The following is a 21737-nucleotide window of genomic DNA, read 5'->3' as shown; positions in this document are numbered from 1 at the left end:
TGGAAAACCTTGCTTAACCTCGCCGGGCCCCTACCCGCCAAGGAGTAACGATATGGACATCCGCAGCCCGCTGAACCAGTGCATCGCCCTGTCCCTGGCCGGCATCCTGTTCCTCAACCCGATCGTCGCCGCGGCGGCGGGGCTGGCGCTGGACAAGGCCGCCGGCGGCAACACCGGCCTGGGCCAGGCGGGCAACGGCGTGCCCATCGTCAATATCGCCACGCCCAACGGCGCCGGGCTGTCGAACAACCATTTCCGCGACTACAACGTCGGCGCCAACGGGCTGATCCTCAACAACGCCACCGGCAAGACCCAGGGTACCCAGCTCGGCGGGATCATCCTCGGCAACCCCAACCTCAAGGGCCAGGCGGCGCAGGTGATCCTCAACCAGGTCACTGGCGGCAACCGCAGCACCCTGGCCGGCTACACCGAGGTGGCCGGGCAGTCGGCGCGGGTGATCGTCGCCAACCCGCACGGCATCACCTGCCAGGGCTGCGGCTTCATCAACACGCCGCGCGCGACCCTCACCACCGGCAAGCCGATCATGGACGGCCAGCGCCTGGAGCGCTTCCAGGTGGATGGCGGCGACATCGTCGTCGAAGGCGCCGAACTGAACGTCGGCAACCTCGAACAGTTCGACCTGATCACCCGCAGCGCCAAGCTCAACGCCAAGCTCTACGCGAAGAACCTCAACATCGTCACCGGCCGCAACGACGTCCAGGCCGACAGCCTGCAGGCCACGCCGCGCGCCGCCGATGGCAGCGAGAAGCCACAGCTGGCGATCGACAGCTCGGCGCTGGGCGGGATGTACGCCGGGGCGATCCGCCTGGTCGGCACCGAGCAGGGCGTGGGGGTGAAGCTGGCCGGCGACATGGCCGCCAGCGGCGGCGACATCCGCATCGACGCCAGCGGCAAGCTGAGCCTGGCCCAGGCCTCCAGCCAGGGCGACCTGAAGATCGCGGCCCAGGCCGTGGAGCTGAACGGCAAGACCTACGCCGGCGGCAGCGCCGAGATTCGCAGCGTGGAGGAACTGGTCAACCGGCAGAGCCTGGCGGCGCGCGAACGCATCGCGCTGGAGGCGGCGCATATCGACAACGCCGGGGTGATCGAAGCCGGCGTCGAGCCAGACGAGCGACGCAACGCGCGCGGCGACCTCGAGCTGCGCAGCGGCACCCTGCGCAACGCCGGCAGCCTGGTGGCCAGCCGCGCGCTGGAAGCGAAGGCGAGCCAGGCGCTGGACAACCAGGGCGGCAGCCTGAAGGGGGCGACCGTCCGGGTCGACGGCGGACACCTGGACAACCGTGGCGGCAAGCTGCTCGCCGAGGGCGAACTGCGGGTCGAGGCGAGCAGCCTGGACAACCGCGAGGATGGCCTGTTGCAGAGCTGGGACCGCGCCGTGGTCAAGACCCGTGGCGATCTCGACAACCGTGGCGGCCAGGTCGTCGGTCTGAACGAACTGCAGGTCCAGGCTGCCGCACTGGACAATCGCAGTGCCGGTCTCCTTTCCAGCAAGGGAGACATGGACATCGAGGTCGCTCGTCTGGACAACAGTGCGGGCGGCAAGCTGGTCAGCGAGCGCCGTACGCTCCTGAAGGCGGATCGGCTCGATAATCGCAGCGGTCGCATTGTCGCCGGCCAGGATCTCGACTTGAGCTCTCGGTTGATCGACAACCGAGCGGGCGATATCTCCAGCACGTCGAGGGTGGTGGCGAGCGCTCGCGAACAGTTGGACAACCGCGGTGGCAAGATCGTCGGTGACAGTGGCCTGGACATCACAACGCCACGCATGCTCAACCAGGACAAGGGGGTACTCGCCAGCCGCGATGGGCTGCGCCTGAGTGCTACGGAGTTGTTCAACGGCGCGGGGGGCCTGCTGTCCAGCCAGAAGGGTATCGACGTCTCCCTGGCCGGTGCGTTCGATAACCAGGCCGGCAGCCTGGACAGCCGGGGCTTCCTGACGGTGAAGTCAGCCCGGCTCGACAACCAGGGCGGTACGCTATCCAGCGCAGGGGCATTGGCAGTGACCAGCCAGGGCGCCCTGAACAATCAGGGCGGCAGACTGGCGAGCGACGCCGGACTTAGCTTGAGCAGCGCCAGCCTCGACAACAGCCAGGCCGGTGCGATCAGTGGCAAGGGGGCCGTGGAGATTCGTACCGGCAACCTGAACAACAGCCGGAAAGCCAGTATCGGCAGCGATGCGGGACTCACCCTGGTCGCCGCTCGGGTAGACAACAGCCAGGCGGGCCGGATCGCCGCGAAGGGTGCGATCGATGCGGATCTCCAAGGGCTGGACCAGCATGACAGGGGCAACCTGGTCAGCGATACCGGCATCACGCTCGATCTGAACACGGGAAGCCTGGTCAATCGCGCTCAAGGCCTGATCGCCACGCCTGGCACCTTGCTCCTGCGCCAACTCGGCGTGGTGGACAACAGCGGTGGGGAAATCTCCAGCGACCGCGCGTTCACTCTTGCCACCTCCGCGTTGAACAACCAGGGTGGACGCCTGCTCAGCGGTGGAGCCCTGACCTTGCGTATCGCGCAGGCCCTGGACAACAGCCTCGCGGGGATTGTCTCCGGTGCCGGAGGTCTGGATATCCAGGCATTCGTCCTGGACAACCGTAGTGGCTCCATCGGCAGCAAGGGCGCCATCGATATCGGTGTGACCCGCCTGGAAAACGACGCTGGCACACTGATCGCTGAACGCGGCCTGAAGCTGGTAGCCGATGAGGCGAACAGTTCCAAGGGGCGTATCGCCGCCAATGGTAGCCTGCATGCCAAGGTTGGCACGCTGAGCCAGAAGGGAGGAGAACTGACCAGTCAGGACTCGCTGACTCTCGACCTGGGCATCCTAAACAATAACGCTGGCCGTATCGCTGGCAACCAGGGCGTAGACATCACGGCCCGGCAGGTGGACAACAGCGTCGGCGAGATTGCCAGCCAGGGCGTGGTGGCGCTGAACCTCACTGAGCAGCTGGACAACCGTGGCGGCAAGATCGTCGGTGACAGTGGTCTGGGCATCACCGCGCCGCACGTGCTCAACCAGGACAAGGGGGTACTCGCCAGCCGCGATGGGCTGCGCCTGAGTGCTACGGAGTTGTTCAACGGCGCGGGGGGCCTGCTGTCCAGCCAGAAGGGTATCGACGTCTCCCTGGCCGGTGCGTTCGATAACCAGGCCGGCAGCCTGGACAGCCGGGGCTTCCTGACGGTGAAGTCAGCCCGGCTCGACAACCAGGGCGGTACGCTATCCAGCGCAGGGGCATTGGCAGTGACCAGCCAGGGCGCCCTGAACAATCAGGGCGGCAGACTGGTGAGCGACGCTGGACTTAGCTTGAGCAGCGCCAGCCTCGACAACAGCCAGGCCGGTGCGATCAGTGGCAAGGGGGCCGTGGAGATTCGTACCGGCAACCTGAACAACAGCCGGAAAGCCAGTATCGGCAGCGATGCGGGACTCACCCTGGTCGCCGCTCGGGTAGACAACAGCCAGGCGGGCCGGATCGCTGCCAAGGGTGCGATCGATGCGGATCTCCAAGGGTTGGACCAGCATGACAGGGGCAACCTGGTCAGCGATACCGGCATTACGCTCGATCTGAACAAGGGAAGCCTGGTCAATCGCGCTCAAGGCCTGATCGCCACGCCTGGCACCTTGCTCCTGCGCCAACTCGGCGTGGTGGACAACAGCGGTGGGGAAATCTCCAGCGACCGCGCGTTCACTCTTGCCACCTCCGCGTTGAACAACCAGGGGGGACGCCTGCTCAGCGGCGGAGCCCTGACCTTGCGTATCGCGCAGGCCCTGGACAACAGCCTCGAGGGGATTGTCTCCGGTGCCGGAGGTCTGGATATCCAGGCATTCGTCCTGGACAACCGTAGCGGCTCCATCGGCAGCAAGGGCGCCATCGATATCGGTGTGACCCGCCTGGAAAACGACGCTGGCACGCTGATCGCTGAACGCGGCCTGAAGCTGGTAGCCGATGAGGCGAACAATTCCAAGGGGCGTATCGTCGCCAAGGATGATCTGCGTGCCAAACTCGGTGCGCTGGTGCAGAACGGGGGTGAGCTGACGACTCAGGGCGCGCTGGCCCTCGACGCCGACAAAGTCGACAACGGCGCTGGTCGCATCGCCGGCAACCGAGGTGTGGTCATCGATGCCCGGCAGGTGGACAACCGTGCCGGCGAGATTGCCAGCCAGGGCGTGGCGACGCTGAATCTCACTGAGCAACTGGACAACCGTGGCGGCAAAGTCGTTGCTGACAGTGGTCTGGGCATCACCGCGCCACGCGTGCTCAACCAGGACAAGGGAGTAATCGCCAGCCGCGATGGGCTGCGCCTGAGTGGTACCGAATTGTTCAATGGCAATGCCGGACTGCTCAGCAGTCAGAGACATATAGAGATCACTCTGGACGGCGTGCTGGACAATCAGGGCAAGGGCGCGCTGCTCAGCGACGGTACCCTGACGGTGAGCGCCGGGCGCATACACAACCAGGACGCCACTCTGTCCAGCGCCGGTGCGCTGAGACTGAGCAGCCAGGAGGCGGTGGACAACCGTGGCGGCAAGTTGGTGACGGACTCCAGCCTGCGCCTGACCAGCGCCAGCCTGGACAACAGCCGATCAGGGATCATCAGTGCCAACGCTGCGGCGGAGATCCATACCGGGGTTCTGAACAACAGCCAGAAAGGCAATCTTGGCAGTAATGACGGGCTCGGCCTGATTGCTACTGAGGTGGATAACAGCCAGGAAGGTCGGATCACTGCCAAAGGCATGATCGACGCAAATATCAAGGGACTCGATCAGCAGGGCAAAGGGCGGCTGGTCAGTAATGCCGGCATCATACTCGACCTGAACGAGGGAACCCTGGCCAATGGCGCTCAGGGCCTGATCGCCACGCCTGGAACCTTGCTCCTGCGCCAACTCGGCATGGTGGACAACAGCGGCGGGGAAATTTCCAGCGACCGAGCCTTCACACTCACCACCTCCGCACTGACCAACCAGGGTGGCCGCCTGCGCAGCGGCGGTGTACTGACGTTGCGCATCGCCCAGGCTCTGGACAACAGCCTCGAAGGTGTTCTCTCCGGCACCGGAGGCCTGGATATCCGGGCGCTTGCCCTGGACAACCGCAGTGGCTCCATCGGCAGCAAGGGCGCCGTCGATATCGACGTGTCCCGTTTGGAAAACGATGACGGCGACCTGCTTAGCGAAGGTCGTCTGAAACTGACTGCCGAGCGAGCGAACAGTGTCAGGGGACGGATCGCGGCCAGGGGTGACCTGCACGCCAGCGTGACAGCCTTTAACCAGGCGGGTGGCGAATTGAGCAGCGAGGGTGCGCTGATGCTCGAGGCCGATAGCCTCGACAACCGCAGCGGCGGTCTGGTCAGTGCTGATGGCAACCTGACCGTTTCCGCCCGGAGGATCGACAACCGTGCGGGCGAAATCGCCAGCCCGGGCCAGGTGACACTGGACGTCGCCGAGCAGTTGGACAACCGAGGCGGCAAGGCCATCGGCGATAGCGGACTTCGCCTCGCCGCGCCACGGGTACTCAACCAGGACGGCGGGGTACTCGCCAGTCGTGATGGGCTGCGCCTGAATGGCGCCGAACTGTTCAATGGCAACGGCGGCCTGCTCAGCAGCCAGCAAAGCATCGACGTCAATCTGGACGGCGTATTGGGCAATCAGGCGGGCAGCTTGAGCAGCCAGGGACGCCTGAGCGTGAAGAGCGGTCGGCTGGACAACCAGGGCGGTGCAGTCTCCAGCGCCGGGACCTTGTCGCTTTCCAGCCAGGGTGCGTTGAACAACCAGGGGGGCAGGGTGGTCACCGACGCCGGTGCCGTCCTGCGCAGCGCCAGCCTCGACAACAGCCAGGGCGGCATCGTCAGCGCCAAGGGGGCCGCGGAGATCCGTACTGGCAGCCTCAACAATAGCCAGAAGGGCGGCATAGGCAGCGGTGCCGGGCTCGCGCTGGTTGCGGACCTGGTGGACAACAGCCAGAACGGCCGGATCACTGCCAAGGGTGCGATCGATGCCAACCTGAAGGGGCTGGATCAGCAGGGCAGCGGCAGGCTGGTCAGCGATACGGCCATCGCGCTCGATCTGCGCGGGGGAGAACTGGTCAACCGTGCTCAGGGCCTGATCGCCACGCCTGGAGCCTTGCTGCTGCGGCAACTGGGTGTCGTGGACAACAGTGGCGGTGGCGAGATCTCCAGCGATCGAAGCTTTACCCTCGCCGCGACCGCGCTGAGCAACCGGGGTGGCCGCGTGATCAGCGGCGACTCCCTGACCCTGCGCATCGCCCAGGCACTGGACAACAGCCTCCAAGGCGTTCTTTCCGCAAGCGGAGGGCTGGATGTCGCTGCACTCGTCTTCGACAACCATAGCGGCATCGTTGGTAGCAAGGGCGATACACACATCGGGGTGAACCGCCTGGAGAACGAGGCAGGCCGCGTGGTCAGCGAAGGCGCCCTGGATCTGACCGCCAAGCAGGTGAGCAGCGCCAAGGGGCGCATTGCCGCGAAGGGCGATCTGCAGGTCACGGTTGGCACCCTGGAGCAGCAGGGTGGAGAACTGGCCAGTCAGGGGACGCTGACTCTCGACGCCGATAGCCTGGATAACCGCAATGGCGGCCTGGTGAGCGCCGATGGCGGGGTCGCCGCCGAGGCACGCCAGATCGATAACCGCGGTGGGGAAATATCCAGCGTGGCCAAGGTGGCTCTGGCTGTCCGGGAACAACTGGACAACCGGGGGGGCAAGGTGATCGGCGACAGTGAGCTGAGCCTAACCGTGCAGCGCCTGCTGAACCAGGCCAAGGGTGTGCTCGCCAGTCGCGATGGATTGCACCTGGACGGCGCTGAACTGCTCAATGGCGATGGCGGCCTGCTCAGCAGCCAACGCCTGGTGGATGTAACGCTCAGTGGTGCATTGGACAACCAGGGGAGCGGTGCACTGGTCAGCGAAGGGTCGCTGACAGTGAAGGCCGACCAGGTCAATAACCAGGCGGGGACTTTCTCCAGTGCGGGTAGCCTGCTCGTTACCAGCCGGGGCGAGTTGAACAACCAGGGTGGCAGGTTGGTGACCGATGCTGGAGCCACCCTGAACAGCACTGGCTTCGACAACAGCCGTGCGGGCCTGGTCAGTGCGAAAGGGGCTGTGGCCATTCGTACCGGAGCCCTGAACAACAGTCAGAAGGGATCCATTGGCGGCAATACGGGCGTCACCCTGGTCGCCGGGTTGGTCGACAACGGCCGGGAAGGACGGATCAGCACCAAGGGTACGCTCGACGCCAACCTGAAAGGGTTGCTTCAGCAGGGGGGAGGCTCGCTGGTCGGCGAGCGCGGTGTCACCCTCGACCTCAACGGTGGCACCCTGGACAACCACGACCTCGGTCTGGTTTCAACGCCTGGCGCGCTCCTGCTGCGCCAACTCGGCATGGTGGACAACAGCGTCGGCGGAGAGATATCCAGCGACCGTGCTTTCACCCTCGCCGCCAACACACTGAACAATCAGGGCGGGCGGCTGATCAGCAGCGAAGCTTTGACCCTGCGCATCGCCAAGACACTGGACAACAGTCTCAAGGGGCAGGTCCTGGCGACCGACGGACTGGCCATCGAGTCTCAGGTCTTGGACAACCGTGCGGGAATCATCGGCAGCAAGGGTGATGCCCGTATCAGCGTGACCAGCCTGGACAACGCCGAACAAGGCAGCCTGGTGAGTGAAGGCCGCCTGGAGCTTGTAGCCGACCAGGTGAGCAACGGCAACCAAGGCCGTATCGCCGCCAGAGGCGTGCTGGAGGCGGCGGTCGGTACGCTGCTCCAGCAAGGCGGCGAACTGGTCAGCCAGGGGAGCCTGGACCTTCGCGCCGACACGCTCGACAACAGCCAGTCCGGGCTGATCGCCGCGAATGGCGGCATCGCTATCGAGGCGCGGCAGGTCGACAACCGCGCCGGCGAGATTTCCAGCACCTCGAAGGTCGCCGTGAACGCCCGCGAGCAACTGGACAACCGCGGCGGCAAGGTCATCGGCGACAGCGGCCTGCGCCTCACCGTGCAGCGCCTGCTGAACCAGGCCAAGGGGGTGCTGGCCGGGCGCGACGGCCTGAGCCTGGACGGCGGCGAACTGTTCAACGGCGACGGCGGTCGGCTCGACAGCCAGAACAGCCTGAGCGTGAGCCTCGGCGGCGTGCTGGACAACCAGGGCGGCGCGCTGGTCAGCGAAGGCAGCCTGACGGCGCGCGCCGCGCGCCTGGACAACCGTGGCGGGACCTTCTCCAGCGCCGGTGCGCTGGCGCTGACCAGCCAGGCCGCGCTGGACAACCAGGGCGGCAGGCTGCTCAGCGATGCCGGCGTGACGCTGCAGGGCGCCAGCCTCGACAACAGCCGTTCCGGCGTGATCAGCGCCAAGGGCGCGGTGGATATCCGCACCGGCGTACTGGACAACAGCCGCAACGGCGGCATCGGCAGCAACGCCGGCATCACCCTGGTGGCCGCCCGGCTGGACAACGGCCAGCAGGGCCGGGTCAGCGCCAAGGGCCTGCTCGACGCCAACCTGAAAGGCCTCGACCAGCGCGGAGGCGGCGTCCTGGTCAGCGAAACCGGCGTCACCCTCGACCTCAATGGCGGCACGCTGGTCAACCGCGACGGCGGCCTGATCGCCACGCCCGGCGCGCTGCTGCTGCGCCAGCTCGGCGCGGTGGACAACGGCGCCGGCGGGGAAATCTCCAGCGACCGCGCCTTCACCCTCGCCGCCGCCAGCCTGGACAACCGCGGCGGGCGCCTGATCGGCGCCGACAGCCTGACCCTGCGCATCGCCCAGGCCCTGGACAACAGCCTGGGCGGGGTGATCTCCGGCGCCGCCGGCCTGGACATCGCGGCCGCTCGCCTGGACAACAGCGCCAAGGGCACCCTGGCCAGTCGCGCCGGCATCGACCTGCGCGTCGACGGCGCGCTGGACAACCACGCCGAAGGCACCGTCTCCGGCGCCCGCCTGACGCTCGCCAGCGCCTCGCTGGACAACAGCGGCAAGGGCCTGCTCTCCGGCAACGCCGGCCTGAGCGTCGCCACTGGCGCGCTGGACAACGCCGAGGGTGGCCAGTTGATCAGCCAGGGCGTCCTGGACGTCAGCAGCGCCGACCTCGACAACCGTGGCGGCGCCCTCAGTGGCAAGCAGTCGCTGCGCCTGAGCGCCGCCAACCTGGACAACCGTGGCGGCCTGCTCACCAGCGACGGCGAACTGGAACTGACGGCAGGGCGCGTCGATTCCGCCGACGGCGGCGAAATCTCCGCCCGGGGCGACCTGCGCCTGACGGTCGAGCGCCTGGTGCAACGCCAGGGCCGGCTGATTGGCGAGCGCGGCGTCAGTCTCGACCTGCGGGGCGGCGACCTGGACAACCAGGGCGGCCTGATCAGTGCCCGCGGCCCGCTGAGCATCGAGCGGCTGAACGTCCTCGACAACCGCCAGGGCGGCGAGATTTCCAGCCAGCAGGGCTTCGAGCTGCTGGCCAGGCGCATCGACAACGGCCAGCAGGGGCGCATCATCAGCGCCGGGAAACTGCGCCTGGACGCCGACGCGCTGGGCAACGCCGGCGCCGGCCTGCTCTCCGGATGGCAGGGCCTGACGGTGACAGGCGGGAGCCTGGACAACAGCGCCGGCGGCACCCTTTCGAGCAAGGACGGCGAGCTGGCCATCAGCCTCGGCGGCGCGCTGGACAACCACGGCCAGGGCGCCCTGGTCAGCAAGGGCGCGCAACGGATCGACGCCGCCAGCCTGGATAACGCCCAGGGCATCGTCTCCGGCGAAAGCGACGTGACCCTGAGCATCGCCGGGAAGCTGGACAACGGCCAGGGCGGCCTGGTCTCGGCGCAGCGCGCGCTGAGCTTCGAGCGCGACGATACGCTGCTGAACAACGCCGGCGGCCGGATCAACGGCGGCAGCCTGCTGCTCAAGGGCGCCAGCCTGGATAACAGCGACGGCCAGTTGATCAGCCAGGGCCGGCTCGACGCCATCCTCGGTGGCGCCCTGGTCAACACCGGCGCGGCGCGCCTGGCCAGCGGCGGCGCCCTGCTGCTGCGCAGCGCCAGCGTCGACAACCGCGGCGGCAAGCTGGTCAGCCAGGGGCTGCTGGAGATCAGCGCCGGCAGCCTCGACAACAGCGCCTCCGGCACCCTCGCCAGCCAGGCCGGCATGAGCCTGCGCCTGGGCGGCGGCGCCCTGCGCAACCAGCAGGACGGGCTGATCTTCAGCCAGGCCGGCGCCCTCGAGGTGCAGGCCGGCAGCCTGGACAACCGCCAGGGCACGCTCCAGGCCCAGGGCGACAACCGGCTGCGTATCGGCGGCGCGCTGGACAACCAGGGCGGCCGCCTGGACAGCCGGGCCGGTAACCTCGACCTGCAGAGCGGCAGCCTCGACAACGGCGCCGGCGGCGTGCTCAACAGCGCCAAGGGTTGGCTGAAGCTGGTCACCGGGCTGTTCGACAACAGCGCCGGCGTCACCCAGGCGCAGTCGCTGGAGATTCGCGCCGGGCAAGGCGTGCGCAACCAGCAGGGCCATCTCTCGGCGCTGGGCGGCGACAACCGCATCGTCACCGCCGACTTCGACAACCAGGGTGGCGGCCTCTACGCCAGCGGCCTGCTCAGCCTCGACGGCCAGCGCTTCCTCAACCAGGGCGCGGCGGCGGGCCAGGGCGGCAAGGTCGGCGCCGGGCGCATCGACTTCAGCCTGGCCGGCGCGCTGGCCAACCGCTTCGGCCAGTTGGAAAGCGAAAGCGAGCTGCACCTGCGCGCCGCCGCGATCGACAACAGCGGCGGCAGCCTGCGCGCCCTCGGCCGCAGCGGCAGCACGCGGCTGGTCGCTGGCGGCCTGAACAACGCCTACGGCGTGCTGGAAAGCGCCAACCAGGACCTCGACCTGCAACTGGGCAGCCTGGCCAACGCCGGCGGGCGCATCCTCCACACCGGCAACGGCACCTTCGGCCTGGATTCCGGGCAGGTGATCCGCGCCGGCGGCGAACTGACCACCAATGGCCTGCTGGACATCCGCGCCAGCGAATGGACCAACAGCAGCGTGCTGCAAGCCGGACGCCTGAACCTGGACATCGGCACCTTCCGCCAGACGGCCGAGGGCAAGCTGCTGGCGGTGCAGTCCTTCACTGGCCGCGGCGGCGACTGGAGCAACGACGGCCTGCTGGCCAGCGACGGCAGCTTGCGACTCGAGCTGAGCGGCGGCTACCGTGGCAACGGCCGCGCCACCAGCCTCGGCGACTTCGCCCTGAACGCCGCCAGCCTCGACCTCGGCAACGCCGCCAGCCTCGCCGGCGGCGCCAATGTCACGCTCGGCGCCGGCAACCTGCTGGTCAACCGTGGGCGGATCACCGCCGCCGGCGACCTCGTGGCCAGCGCCGCGAGCCTGAACAACTACGGCACCCTGGGCGGCGGCGGCAACCTGCGATTGAACGCGCCCGCCCTGCTCAACGAGCGCGGGTTGCTGTTCAGTGGCGCCGACATGACCCTGCGCGCCGGCGACATCACCAACCTCTACGGGGATGTGTACAGCCTCGGCAGGCTGGATATCGCCCGCGACGATTCAAGTGGCAAGGCGAGTTCCTTCAAAAATATTTCAGCGAGTGTTGAAAGCTCAAATGACCTGAGATTACTTGCTGAGGTAGTTGAGAATAAAAAAGAAATTTTTGATGTTTCGTCTGAGTTTCTTTCTGGGGCTATTGGAGTTCGTTGCTTTGACTGTTCGGCAGTAGGAGGGAAAGAGGACAAGTTTGCCAGTCATTTGGTCTTGTTGGAAAATTACAAGACTCAGCTTCTAAAGGATTCTCCCTCCTCAAATATCACCTCAGGAGGGAACATTTTCATCTTGGGGGGACGGTTCAAGAATCAGGGGAGCACCATAGCGGCGGCGGGTGATATTTCTATTTCGGCTCAGGATTTCGCTAACGAAGGGTATGTGTTGGGTGAGTACTCCGTTAGGAAAGCATTGGATTTCAACTACAGCTATGAGGCGAGAGTTGAGGTTTGGCGAAAAATTATGGAGTACAACTCCATAAATGACCTTGCCTATGATAATGGTAAGATTGAATATAGTAATTTCGGTGGTGCTATACATTTCTGGAATAAAAATTGGGATGAATCCATTGTGGATTCAGTATATTTCCGAACTGGCGGAAGGGATGGTTACTGGCACGCAGGCTTCGGGACCATTGTTATAGATGACATAGCCAGGGACAAATTTGACTATATCTCTGTTGCACCGGCTTATGACCCGTCTCGTGGAGCCTTACCACCAGATTTTCTCAGAAATGCAAAAGTATTCGATGAGCTTACTATATCGAAAAGTGATGTTGCTCCCGTCGCTAATGCAGTTGTACAGGCTGGAGGCAAAGTCTCTATCAATGCAGAGAGGTCATTGCAGAACAGTATTGTTCGAGAAGGGCAGCCCATTTCTCGGGGGGTAGAAAAGAACCTGCTAACGGGGCTGTCCGGGAACACCTCCAACGTTGTGGTGCTGAGCCAGGCACTTCCGCCTGATCTAGCCAGGAAGCAGGTCAATCCGCTCACCCTGCCGGGGTTCAGCCTGCCTCAAGGCCAGAATGGGCTCTTCCGCCTGGCGTCCCAAGGAGCCCTGGTGAACCAGGCAAGTGGTGCTCTGAAATCCGCCAGCGATCTCACCCAGAGCGGCCATGGCGTATCTGTATCCGCACAGACAGGCAGTGGCGCAAGTGGCTGGAGTACCCAGGCGCGTCGTGTCGGCGATGATCGGGTCACCTCGCTTGCCGGTTCCGCCTATCAAGGCCGGGTAGCTGAGGCTATCGATGCGCTACGGGCTTCCGCGCCAATCTCGGGCGACGGGGGAAACACTGGCCGTTTCCAGGCCGGTGAGCACCAGGCGACCACGGGACTGGGTGGACTCGTCGAGGGCAATGCATCGGGTCACAGCGGCAATGGTGTCATCCTCGCCGATCTGCGCGGTGGTCCACCCTCGTTCTCAAGCCTTCCCGCGGCTGATCGTGTTCAAGGCACAGTGCCCGGTCACGATGGGAATGGAACTATTCTCGCCAATTGGCAGGGTGCGCAGGCGACGGTCCAGGCCTCGCCTTCGACAGTGCGTGTAGAGGGGGTAGTTTCCAGTCCAGGTGGCAATGGCAGCATCCTTGCCGATCTGCCGGCTGAGCAGTCGTCGGTGCAGGCACTGCCTTCGGCCGTTAGGGCTCAGGGCAGCCTGCCTCGCCTCGAAGAGCGGAGCGCCGTTCTTGCCGAGCCTCCGGTTGGGCAGCCGGCGCTGCAAACCCTGCCGTCGGTTGCGCGCGTTGAGGGCGTGCCCAGCAATGCCACACCGAGCAACAGCCACAAGTATCTGATCGAGACCAACCCGGCGCTCACCGAGCTGAAGCAGTTCCTCAACTCGGACTACCTGCTCGGTGGCCTGGGTATCAATCCGGATGACAGCAAGAAGCGCCTGGGCGACGGTCTATACGAGCAGCGCCTGGTACGCGAAGCGATCGTCCAGCGTACGGGGCAGCGCTTCATCGCCGGATTGAACAGCGACGAAGCGATGTTCCGCTATCTGATGGACAACGCCATCGCCAGCAAGGACGTATTGGGACTGACCCCTGGCGTCACCCTCAGCGCCGCCCAGGTGGCGGCGCTGACCCACGACATCGTTTGGCTGGAAGAAGTCGAGGTGAATGGCGAAAAGGTCCTCGCCCCCGTGGTCTACCTGGCCCAGGCCGAGGGGCGGTTGGGCCCGAACGGCGCGCTGATCCAGGGGCGCGACGTGAACCTGATCACCGGCGGGGACCTGAGGAACGCCGGCACCCTGCGCGCGCAGAACGACCTCAGCGCGACAGCCGGCAACATCGACAACAGCGGCCTGATCGAGGCCGGCAACCGCCTCGACCTGCTGGCCAGCGGCTCCATCCGCAATGACCAGGGCGGCATCATTGCCGGGCGCGAGGTAAGCCTCTCCGCCCTTACCGGAGACGTCATCAATGAACGGACGGTGACCCAGCACCAGTCCTCCTACAGGGGAACCGGTACCACTGAGGCATTTGCCGATAGCACCGCGCGTATCGAGGCTGCGCAGAAACTGACCGTTTCGGCAGGACGCGATGTAGCCAATATTGGCGGTGTCATCGACAGCAAGGGTGACCTCGCTTTGCAAGGCGGCAGGGATGTCCTGGTTTCGGCTGCGGTAGCGGAGCGGGGCTGGACGGCAGGAAGCCAGGCATACCAGACCCAGACGACCCAGATGGGCGCCGAGGTCGTGGCGGGGCGCGATATCAGCGTCAGTGCCGGACGCGATATCAGCGTCGCGGGCAGCCGCATCGACGCTCGTCGCGACGTGACATTCGAGGCGGGTCGCGATGTGGGCCTGGTCGCGGCTGCCAACGAAGAGCATGCCTATGGCAAGACCAAGAAGGTCACTTTCCAGGACGACAAGATCACCCAGCAGGCCACTCGCGTGGACGCTGGCGGCGATCTGGCGATCAATGCCGGACAGGACCTGCGGCTGGTCGCGAGCCAGGCCAGCGCCGGCGACGAAGCCTACCTGGTGGCCGGCGACAAGCTGGAGCTGCTGGCCGCCAACGACAGTAGTTACTACCTCTACGACAAGAAGAGCAAAGGCAGCTTCGGTAGCAAGAAGACCCGGCGCGACGAAATCACCGATGTGACGGCAGTGGGCAGCCAAATATCCAGCGGCGGCGTCCTCACCCTGCTCAGTGGCGGCGACCAGACTTACCAGGGCGCGAAGCTGGAATCGGGCAACGACCTGGCCATCGTCAGCGGCGGCGCGGTGACCTTCGACGCGGTGAAGGACCTGCACCAGGAAAGCCACGAGAAGAGCAAGGGCGACCTGGCGTGGCAGTCGTCGAAGGGCAAGGGCCAGACCGACGAAACCGTACGCCAGAGCCAGCTCGTCGCCCAGGGCAACCTGGCGATCAAGGCCGTGGAAGGCCTGAAGATCGACCTCAAGCACATCGACCAGAAGACCGTGAGCCAGACCATCGACGCGATGGTGCAGGCGGATCCGCAACTGGCCTGGTTGAAGCAGATGGAGCAGCGCGGCGATGTGGATTGGCGGCGCGTGCAGGAACTGCATGACAGCTGGAAGTACAGCAACTCCGGGCTGGGCGTCGGCGCGCAGTTGGCGATAGCGATTGTCGTGACTTACTTCACGGCGGGTGCGGCGAGTGCGGCATTGGGATCGATGGCGGGTGTGGGGGCGGGCTCAGGAAGCATGATGGCTGCTGCCGGTAGCACTGCAATGGTCCAGGCCGGTACAGCAGTAGGAACAGCTGCCGCCGGCTGGGCGAATGCCGCTGGAACTGCCGTGGCTATGGGCATGGCCAGCAATGGAGCGATCAGCACCATCAACAACCGGGGAAACCTGGGGGATGTCGTCAAGGACGTGACCTCCAGCGATGCGCTGAGGGGCTATGTAGTCGCTGGCACGACTGCGGGGCTGACTGCCGGCGTCTACGACAAATGGACCTCGACCCAGACCGGCACCTCGACCGCTCTACCGAACACCGGGGCCGTGGCGCCCGCCGCAGGGTTGGGCACCTGGCAAGGTGTGGGCCAGTTCACCTCGAACCAGTTGCTGCAGAATGGCACTTCGGTGCTGTTGGACCGAGCGCTGGGCGGCAAGGGCAGCCTGGGCGATGCGTTGCAAAACAGCCTGGCAAATGCCTTCGCGGCCTACGGCTTCAAGCTGATTGGCGACACCACCCATGGCGTACTGGACGACGGCAGCCTCGGCAAGATCGGCTTGCACGCCCTGATGGGAGGTCTGGCCGCCGAAGCGGTCGGTGGCGATTTCCGTACCGGAGCCCTGGCTGCGGGAGTCAACGAGGCGCTGGTGGATAGCCTCGCCAAGCAATACGCCAGCCTGCCCATCGATGACAAGAAGGGCCTGCTGACCATGAGTTCGCAGTTGATCGGCGTGCTGGCGGCTTCGACGCAGGGCGATGCGGACGCCAAGAGCTTGCAGACGGGAGCCTGGGTGGCGGGGAATGCTACTCAGTACAACTTCCTCAACCATGCGGAAAATGAGGAGCGTTGGAAGTCCCAAAAGGCCTGCCAAGGAGGAGACGAGGCCGCCTGTGGGCGTGCGGATGCTTGGGATAAGTTGGACCGCGACCGAGATCTAGCCTTGATGACTGCCTGCTCTACGGGCGGACAGGCATCGACTTGTAGTGCATTGCGTCAAGAAGCCTGGAAGGCTGCTCAAAGCCTCAAGCAGGCCAGTTGGAGCCCGGAAGCGAGGGAACAATACGCGCAAGCCATGCAAAATCCGGAATTGCGTGCTTACACGATTGAGTCAGAGCTTCGAAGCATCAATCAGGTAAATAATCCTATTACCGCTGGAGATTCAAAGCGCCTCGCTAAAGCTTTGGCCAGTTTTGGATCCGACTTCGTCCCCGTCTACGGTGACACAAAAGCATTTTCTGAAGCTCAAGACCCCTTTGACTATGCAATGGCAGGGGTGGGACTGGTTCCTGGTGCTGGAGATGCGGCACAGAAAGTATTGAGCAAGGCGAAAAAGCTCTTCCAAGAAGGGAAGGTGGCAGAGTCTGCTGATTTAGTAGAGGGATTAACAAAAGAGGTAAAAAACAGTAACGCTGCAAAAGGATTTATTCCTGCAGAAAGGACTGGGCTTAATTTTGAAGAGAAGGTAAAAAATAAGGCCGGAGGGTATGTTGATGTTGAGTTGTCTGCTAGGCAGAAGTTTGATAAGTCAGGTGTTGTAGTAGATAGTAAATTCGCCCAAAGCGATCTAGTTGCTCGTTACTCGCCCGATGGGAATCTGTATATAGATTGGTATGGCACTACTGTGTCTGGGAAGGGAGTTGGTAGCGAGATGATTTCTAGAGCAATTGAGGCAGTAGGAGCAAATAAGGTTAAGACGGTTTCGGCGCAGTTAGGAAAAGACAATCTTGATGCTTTTAAAGCTGGGTCTTCGAGAGGGCTTTCCAAGGAGCAGGCAGTATGGAATACTCCACTAGGTAAGACAATGAGCTCTTTAGGTTTTACGGAAGTTGAGGTTCATGGGGCAAGTGTTAAATTTCTTCATTTAGAGTGAGTTAATATGGATAAGGTAGATATTATTAGGGAGCTAATTCGCTTGGGGAAGGTTAAAGTGGTTCTTGAGTTCGTTGAGGGGGACTCTGTATATATATCAGATGCTTCAGAAGGGGTGCCGCAGCATCCAGATCTTAGAAGAATTTGGGTTATGATGGTCCATCATTTGAGGTTCGTGTCAGAGTTTGGTGATGCTTTAGAAACTCAATGCAAGGATGGTAAATATTTAAGTCCGCATTATGAGGAGTTCGAGGCGTGGTTAAGTGCAGGAGCCCCAGGGATTGCAGATAAAGACCTGAGGGCTTATTTGAAAGAGAATCCTTTGTAAGACCATGCAGGGGACAGCATAAAGGGGACAGATTTATTTTCCCTACTCTAATTCTCTGAGCAGGGAGGCTCCAGTGCAGACGCCGTAAGGAGGTTCCGCGATGCCTCGGTAAGGGCGATTGGTTTAGCGAGTTATTCGCTTTGAGTGGTTTGGCGTGGGCGGTTGCTGAAATTATAGTAGTAAAAATAAATCTGTCCCCTTTTTCCTGGTCCCCTTTTTCCTATGCCGGTAAAGGGCTTATTGGCTCTGGAAGTGGAAATTTTGTGGCTCAATCTGTACCCAACAAGGCCGGAGATATGGTTTATCGGGGAATAGATACGGAATACAAAATACTAGACAATATTGCTGATCAATTAGGAAGCAACACCTCCGCAAGAGGGGCTGTAAATATTCTAACGGAGAAAGCAGCTTGCGCAAGTTGTCTAAACGTGGCTGAGCAGTTTAAGGCGAAGTATCCCAATATCACAGTTAATATTCTTGATAATCAGGGCGTTATGCTCCGTCCGCCGAGGAAGACGCCGTAATGGAAGAACGTGTGACTTATGGAGAAATCCGGGCTTGGTTTCTGGGCAGCTATTACAACTATTGCAGGGTCAAACTCAACCACCAAAGTCCATGGGTTGAGGGAGAAAGCGAAGTAGGCTATGCCTACAGTGAGCTTGAAAACTCCTTTGATTTGCCTATTGAGAAATTAATGTTGGAAGTTTTAGTGCTTATTCTCTCGGCGGGCAGGTCTTCGGATAAAGTCAAGAGATATCATCTTGATGTTATTCATGGATTGCTAAAGGAGATCAAGCTGTCTTCTGTTCTGGATGATTTGCCTTCTGATGAGGCAGCAGAGCTAAGAGACGATCTCAGAGTGTTAGGTCTTTATTAATTAGCCCAGGGCGGGTTATTTACTTGGTGCAAAAGGAACTGCTAATTTCCCGGAAGGGATGAGCTTCAATCCTAACATCAAGAATCACCTCAGCAATTTTGATGGCCTGACGCAGAAGAGTGGGATTAGCGGTACTTATAACCTAGATGCTTTCTCTCAGGCGGTATCCAGTAATGGGGTGAAGGTACTTAGTGAAACTCCTGGCTCGGTTAAGGGAATTACGACGATTGAATATCAGATTCCTGTATATGATCGTGCTGGAAATGTAATTGGCTATAAAGCGCAGCCTTTTACTAAAACTGTATATGATCCTAAAGTTATTTCTGATCAGAAGGTTCTAGATCTCGGGCGGCAAGCTGCTGCCAGTGGTTATGTAAAAGCGGTAGCTAGTGGTGATCGTTATTATGATAGTACGGCTGGAGGTATCACCTTTAGAGTTTATCTGGATGAAAGAACAGGAGCTGTCCTTAATTTTTATCCGAAATAATAGGTGGTTCTATGAATGAATTATTTGGTCAGCCATACAACGAGGCTGACCCGTGCTGGGTAGTTATGTGCTACATGGATATAATGTACTCGGATGGTAGGTTTATTAAAGCCATTGAGTGCATTGTAAATAGGTGGGGCTATAGCACGGATGGAGCGTACTGTAATTTTCCTGATGAAAACAGTCCGTTTGATGAGGAGCACTTTGAGGGGGTTGAGTTTTCTTATGGCTATCCCCCTAAGGATGAAGACACCATTGTTGTGAGCGAGGCTGTTTGTTCTAAGTTCATTCGGCTCGCTTGTGAAAAGTATCTTCAGCGCCATCCTGAAGATACTGAAAAAGTAAAAGAGCTTTTAGATAAACTCTCTTTCTGGCCGTAAAGGGGACAGATCTGAAAGGCACTTACTTAACCCTTTTCGGATGACCGTGTTTCTTGATCACTGCGCGAGCAGATAGACGTGTGCAGGTCAGTAATGGGTAGGGCTTTGGCCTTGACCATAAAGGGGACTGACCATAAAGGGGACAGATTTATTTTCCCTACTCTAATTCTCTGAGCAGAGAGGCTCCAGTGCAGACGCCGTAAGGAGGCTCCGCGAGGCCTAGGCAGAGGCGAGTGGTTTTACTGAACTATCCGCTTCACGTGGTTCAGTGTGGTAAGATCGGCAGTGGTATACAGTGGGAATGAGAAATATAAACACTAGTCAAAATTAGAGTAGGAAAAATAAATCTGTCCCCTTTTCTGTCCCTTTTCTCAAGAAGGCTATCCCAATGGAATTCCGGTTGAGGTCATGAATTTTCCAGGTGCTAAGTAGTGAAAGAAATAGAGATATTGTCAGCTCTAGTAGGGCTTGGCTGGAGATGCGATAAAGATGAGGCTGGGGATTATTTTTGCCTAATGGACATTGGTGAAGTCCAGATTCAGATTATTCCGACTATAGGGAAGCGCTCTGATCATTTTAGGGTTTCATTAATGCCATCTGTTTCTACGAAGAATTTTACGGCGGCAGTTGCATTCGTTTTGGGTGAGGCCAGTAATTATGTGCCGATTATTGTGAGTAATGACGTGCCGGAGAAAATAGTCGATTTCTCACTGGATGATGTCGTTAGACTTTCTCAAAGTGCTATATCTTGGGCTTCTGCTCAAGATGTAGAAAAAGGCTTGGCAGCTTATAGAGCTTTGCCAACAAATTCGAAGGGTGCTATGCCGTTGCGGCACTTGGCAGCTTTGGCGATAGCTGGAGACGTTAGCTGTCTTGCAAATTCTCAATTCAGCTTCGAGCAGGGTGACAGATTAGGGTTTGTTCCGTATATCACCCAAGACATGATAGAGCGCGCTCTCTTGATTGCGCGAAATGTGCGTTGACGCTAATTACCCAAAGCGAATAAAGGGGACAGATTTATTTTCCCTACTCTAATTCTCTGAGCAGAGAGGCTCCAGTGCAGACACCGTAAGGAGGCTCCGCGATGCCCTAGGTAAGGGCGATTGGTTTAGCGAGTTATTCGCTTTGAGTGGTTTGGCGTGGGCGGTTGCTGAAGTTATAATAGTAAAAATAAATCTGTCCCCTTTTTCCTTTATGATCGGGCAGGGAATATTGTTGGATTTAAAGACAAGATTTCCCGAAAACTGTTTATGATCCGAAAATATTTACTGATCAGGGAATCCTTGATCTAGGGCAGCAGGCCGCAGCTGGCGGCTATAAGGACGCGCTATCTAAAGGGCTGAGTCAATATGACTCTGTTGCCGGGGGTGTCACTTTTAGGGTGTATTTAGATAAGTTCACAGGAGCGGTAACAAGTTTCCACCCGAAGTAAAGGAGGTGCTTGTGAAAGAATTGTTTGGTCAGCCATACAGTGAGTCAGACCCTTATTGGGTCGTTAAAGGGTATTTTGACAGGATGTATGATGATGGCTACTTCATTGAGGCGGTTGGCTATATCGTGAAGAGATGGGGGGTCAGTACGGATGGGGCGTACTGTAACTTCCCTGATGAAAATAGTCCGTTTGATGAGGAGCACTTCGAGGGGGTTGAGTTTTCTTATGGCTATCCCCCGAAGGATGAAGACACCATTGTTGTGAGCGAGGCTGTTTGTTCTAAGTTCATTCGGCTCGCTTGTGAAAAGTATCTTCAGCGCCATCCTGAAGATACTGAGAAAGTAAAAGAGCTTTTAGATAAGCTGTCTTTCTGATCCCTGACCGATATACTCCGTAGCCATGAACAGATTGAATCGTCAAAAGCCTCTATTCAAGTTCCTGGACGTGTTCAGTCACGTGTTAACTTGATGGCCGGTGGCAAGATGCGGGTTGAGCGAATAAAGGGGCAGATGTATTTTTCCTACCCTGATTTCTGAGCAGGGAGGCTCCAGTGCAGACGCCGTAAGGAGGCTCCGCGAGGCCTAGGCAGAGGCGAGTGGTTTTACTGAACTATCCGCTTTACGTGGTTCAGTGTGGGTAAGATCGGCAGTGGTATACAGTGGAAATGAGAAATATAAGCACTAGCCAAAACTAGAGTAGGGAAAATAAATCTGTCCCCTTTTCCCATGGGCCGGCGCCGCAGCTCCCCCAGTTCTATATCGAGGTTTGACTGAGCCGAGCCGACCAGCTTGCAGGCATGCTGGTCGTACCCGTCATCGGAAAAACTCATCTGGGTTATGCGGCAAGGCTCAGATTCAGCGAGAACTGTATTTCAACAGATCGACCAAGGCTTCCTGGATCTATTCTATTACTTATCTTCTATAACGCTAGACTCTGCTCCTTCGAAACCGCTTAACCAATGTGGTTCATCAAGGGAGTACTTGGTTACAGTAAATCCGTCAGGGAACTCTTTGAACCCTGGGAGCTTTAGGTATTTGGGGATTTCTGAGTTTGCCCTATCCTCTGTGCTGAATACTCCTAGAAGCTTATAGCTTTCACTTTCAGAGTCTCCGTATGTATGGTGGAGTATGAATACGTTATCCATCAGTGCCTCCATTTTTTTA

General features: G+C 60.4%; 9 protein-coding genes. 8 read left to right on the top strand and 1 reads right to left on the bottom strand.

The genetic code is table 11. From position 1 onward, the window contains the following. Positions 1–52 precede the first annotated feature (52 nt). The 8 genes from VQ065_RS18010 to cdiI (VQ065_RS17975) all read left to right on the top strand — a co-directional run bounded on the left by VQ065_RS18010 (position 53) and on the right by cdiI (VQ065_RS17975) (position 20948). Complete coding sequence (locus VQ065_RS18010; RefSeq protein WP_045434856.1) at positions 53–17071, top strand: two-partner secretion domain-containing protein; 17019 nt, start codon at positions 53–55, stop codon at positions 17069–17071. Between the two features lie 6 nt (positions 17072–17077). Then, positions 17078–17398, top strand: coding sequence for a hypothetical protein (locus VQ065_RS18005; protein ID WP_123788670.1), 321 nt, complete (start codon positions 17078–17080; stop codon positions 17396–17398). A gap of 140 nt (positions 17399–17538) precedes the next feature. Next, the gene (locus tag VQ065_RS18000) at positions 17539–17922 is read left to right on the top strand and encodes a deaminase domain-containing protein (RefSeq protein ID WP_079277013.1); all 384 of its coding nucleotides are present in this window, start codon (positions 17539–17541) and stop codon (positions 17920–17922) included. Continuing rightward, on the top strand, positions 17922–18275 hold the full coding sequence (gene imm2, locus VQ065_RS17995) for an Imm2 family immunity protein (protein ID WP_003089744.1): 354 nt from the start codon (positions 17922–17924) through the stop codon (positions 18273–18275). Before VQ065_RS18000 ends, imm2 begins: the two co-directional genes overlap by 1 nt. 58 nt (positions 18276–18333) lie before the next feature. Further along, entirely contained in the window at positions 18334–18762 is a 429-nt protein-coding gene (locus VQ065_RS17990) for a CdiA family toxin C-terminal domain-containing protein (RefSeq protein ID WP_003089742.1), read from the top strand. Positions 18763–18773: 11 nt separating this feature from the next. Beyond that, entirely contained in the window at positions 18774–19142 is a 369-nt protein-coding gene (cdiI, locus tag VQ065_RS17985; protein ID WP_015502854.1) for a ribonuclease toxin immunity protein CdiI, read from the top strand. Between the two features lie 431 nt (positions 19143–19573). Then, a complete protein-coding gene (locus VQ065_RS17980) occupies positions 19574–20125 on the top strand; it encodes a DUF6990 domain-containing protein (RefSeq protein ID WP_071534613.1) in 552 nt (183 codons plus the stop codon). Positions 20126–20585: 460 nt separating this feature from the next. After that, on the top strand, positions 20586–20948 hold the full coding sequence (gene cdiI / locus VQ065_RS17975) for a ribonuclease toxin immunity protein CdiI (protein ID WP_031629860.1): 363 nt from the start codon (positions 20586–20588) through the stop codon (positions 20946–20948). 533 nt (positions 20949–21481) lie between these two features. Here the strand turns inward: cdiI (VQ065_RS17975) and VQ065_RS17970 are convergent. Then, positions 21482–21718, bottom strand: a complete 237-nt coding sequence (locus VQ065_RS17970; protein WP_071534362.1) for a DUF7336 domain-containing protein — start codon at positions 21716–21718, stop codon at positions 21482–21484. Positions 21719–21737: the final 19 nt, after the last annotated feature.

This window comes from Pseudomonas sp. KBN10P06128, from assembly GCF_037574945.1.
Taxonomy (GTDB): domain Bacteria; phylum Pseudomonadota; class Gammaproteobacteria; order Pseudomonadales; family Pseudomonadaceae; genus Pseudomonas; species Pseudomonas aeruginosa.
The sequence above is the reverse complement of the archived record's forward strand: the minus strand, read 5'-3'. Positions and strand labels throughout refer to the sequence as shown.

What these genes read in the sequence shown, in the direction of transcription:
- VQ065_RS18005 (WP_123788670.1), top strand. Translation starts at nt 17,078, where the DNA reads ATGGATAAGGTAGATATTATTAGGGAGCTAATTCGCTTGGGGAAGGTT.
- imm2 (WP_003089744.1), top strand. Translation starts at nt 17,922, where the DNA reads ATGGAAGAACGTGTGACTTATGGAGAAATCCGGGCTTGGTTTCTGGGC.
- VQ065_RS17970 (WP_071534362.1), bottom strand. Translation starts at nt 21,718, where the DNA reads ATGGATAACGTATTCATACTCCACCATACATACGGAGACTCTGAAAGT.
- cdiI (WP_015502854.1), top strand. Translation starts at nt 18,774, where the DNA reads ATGAATGAATTATTTGGTCAGCCATACAACGAGGCTGACCCGTGCTGG.
- VQ065_RS18010 (WP_045434856.1), top strand. Translation starts at nt 53, where the DNA reads ATGGACATCCGCAGCCCGCTGAACCAGTGCATCGCCCTGTCCCTGGCC.
- VQ065_RS17990 (WP_003089742.1), top strand. Translation starts at nt 18,334, where the DNA reads ATGAGCTTCAATCCTAACATCAAGAATCACCTCAGCAATTTTGATGGC.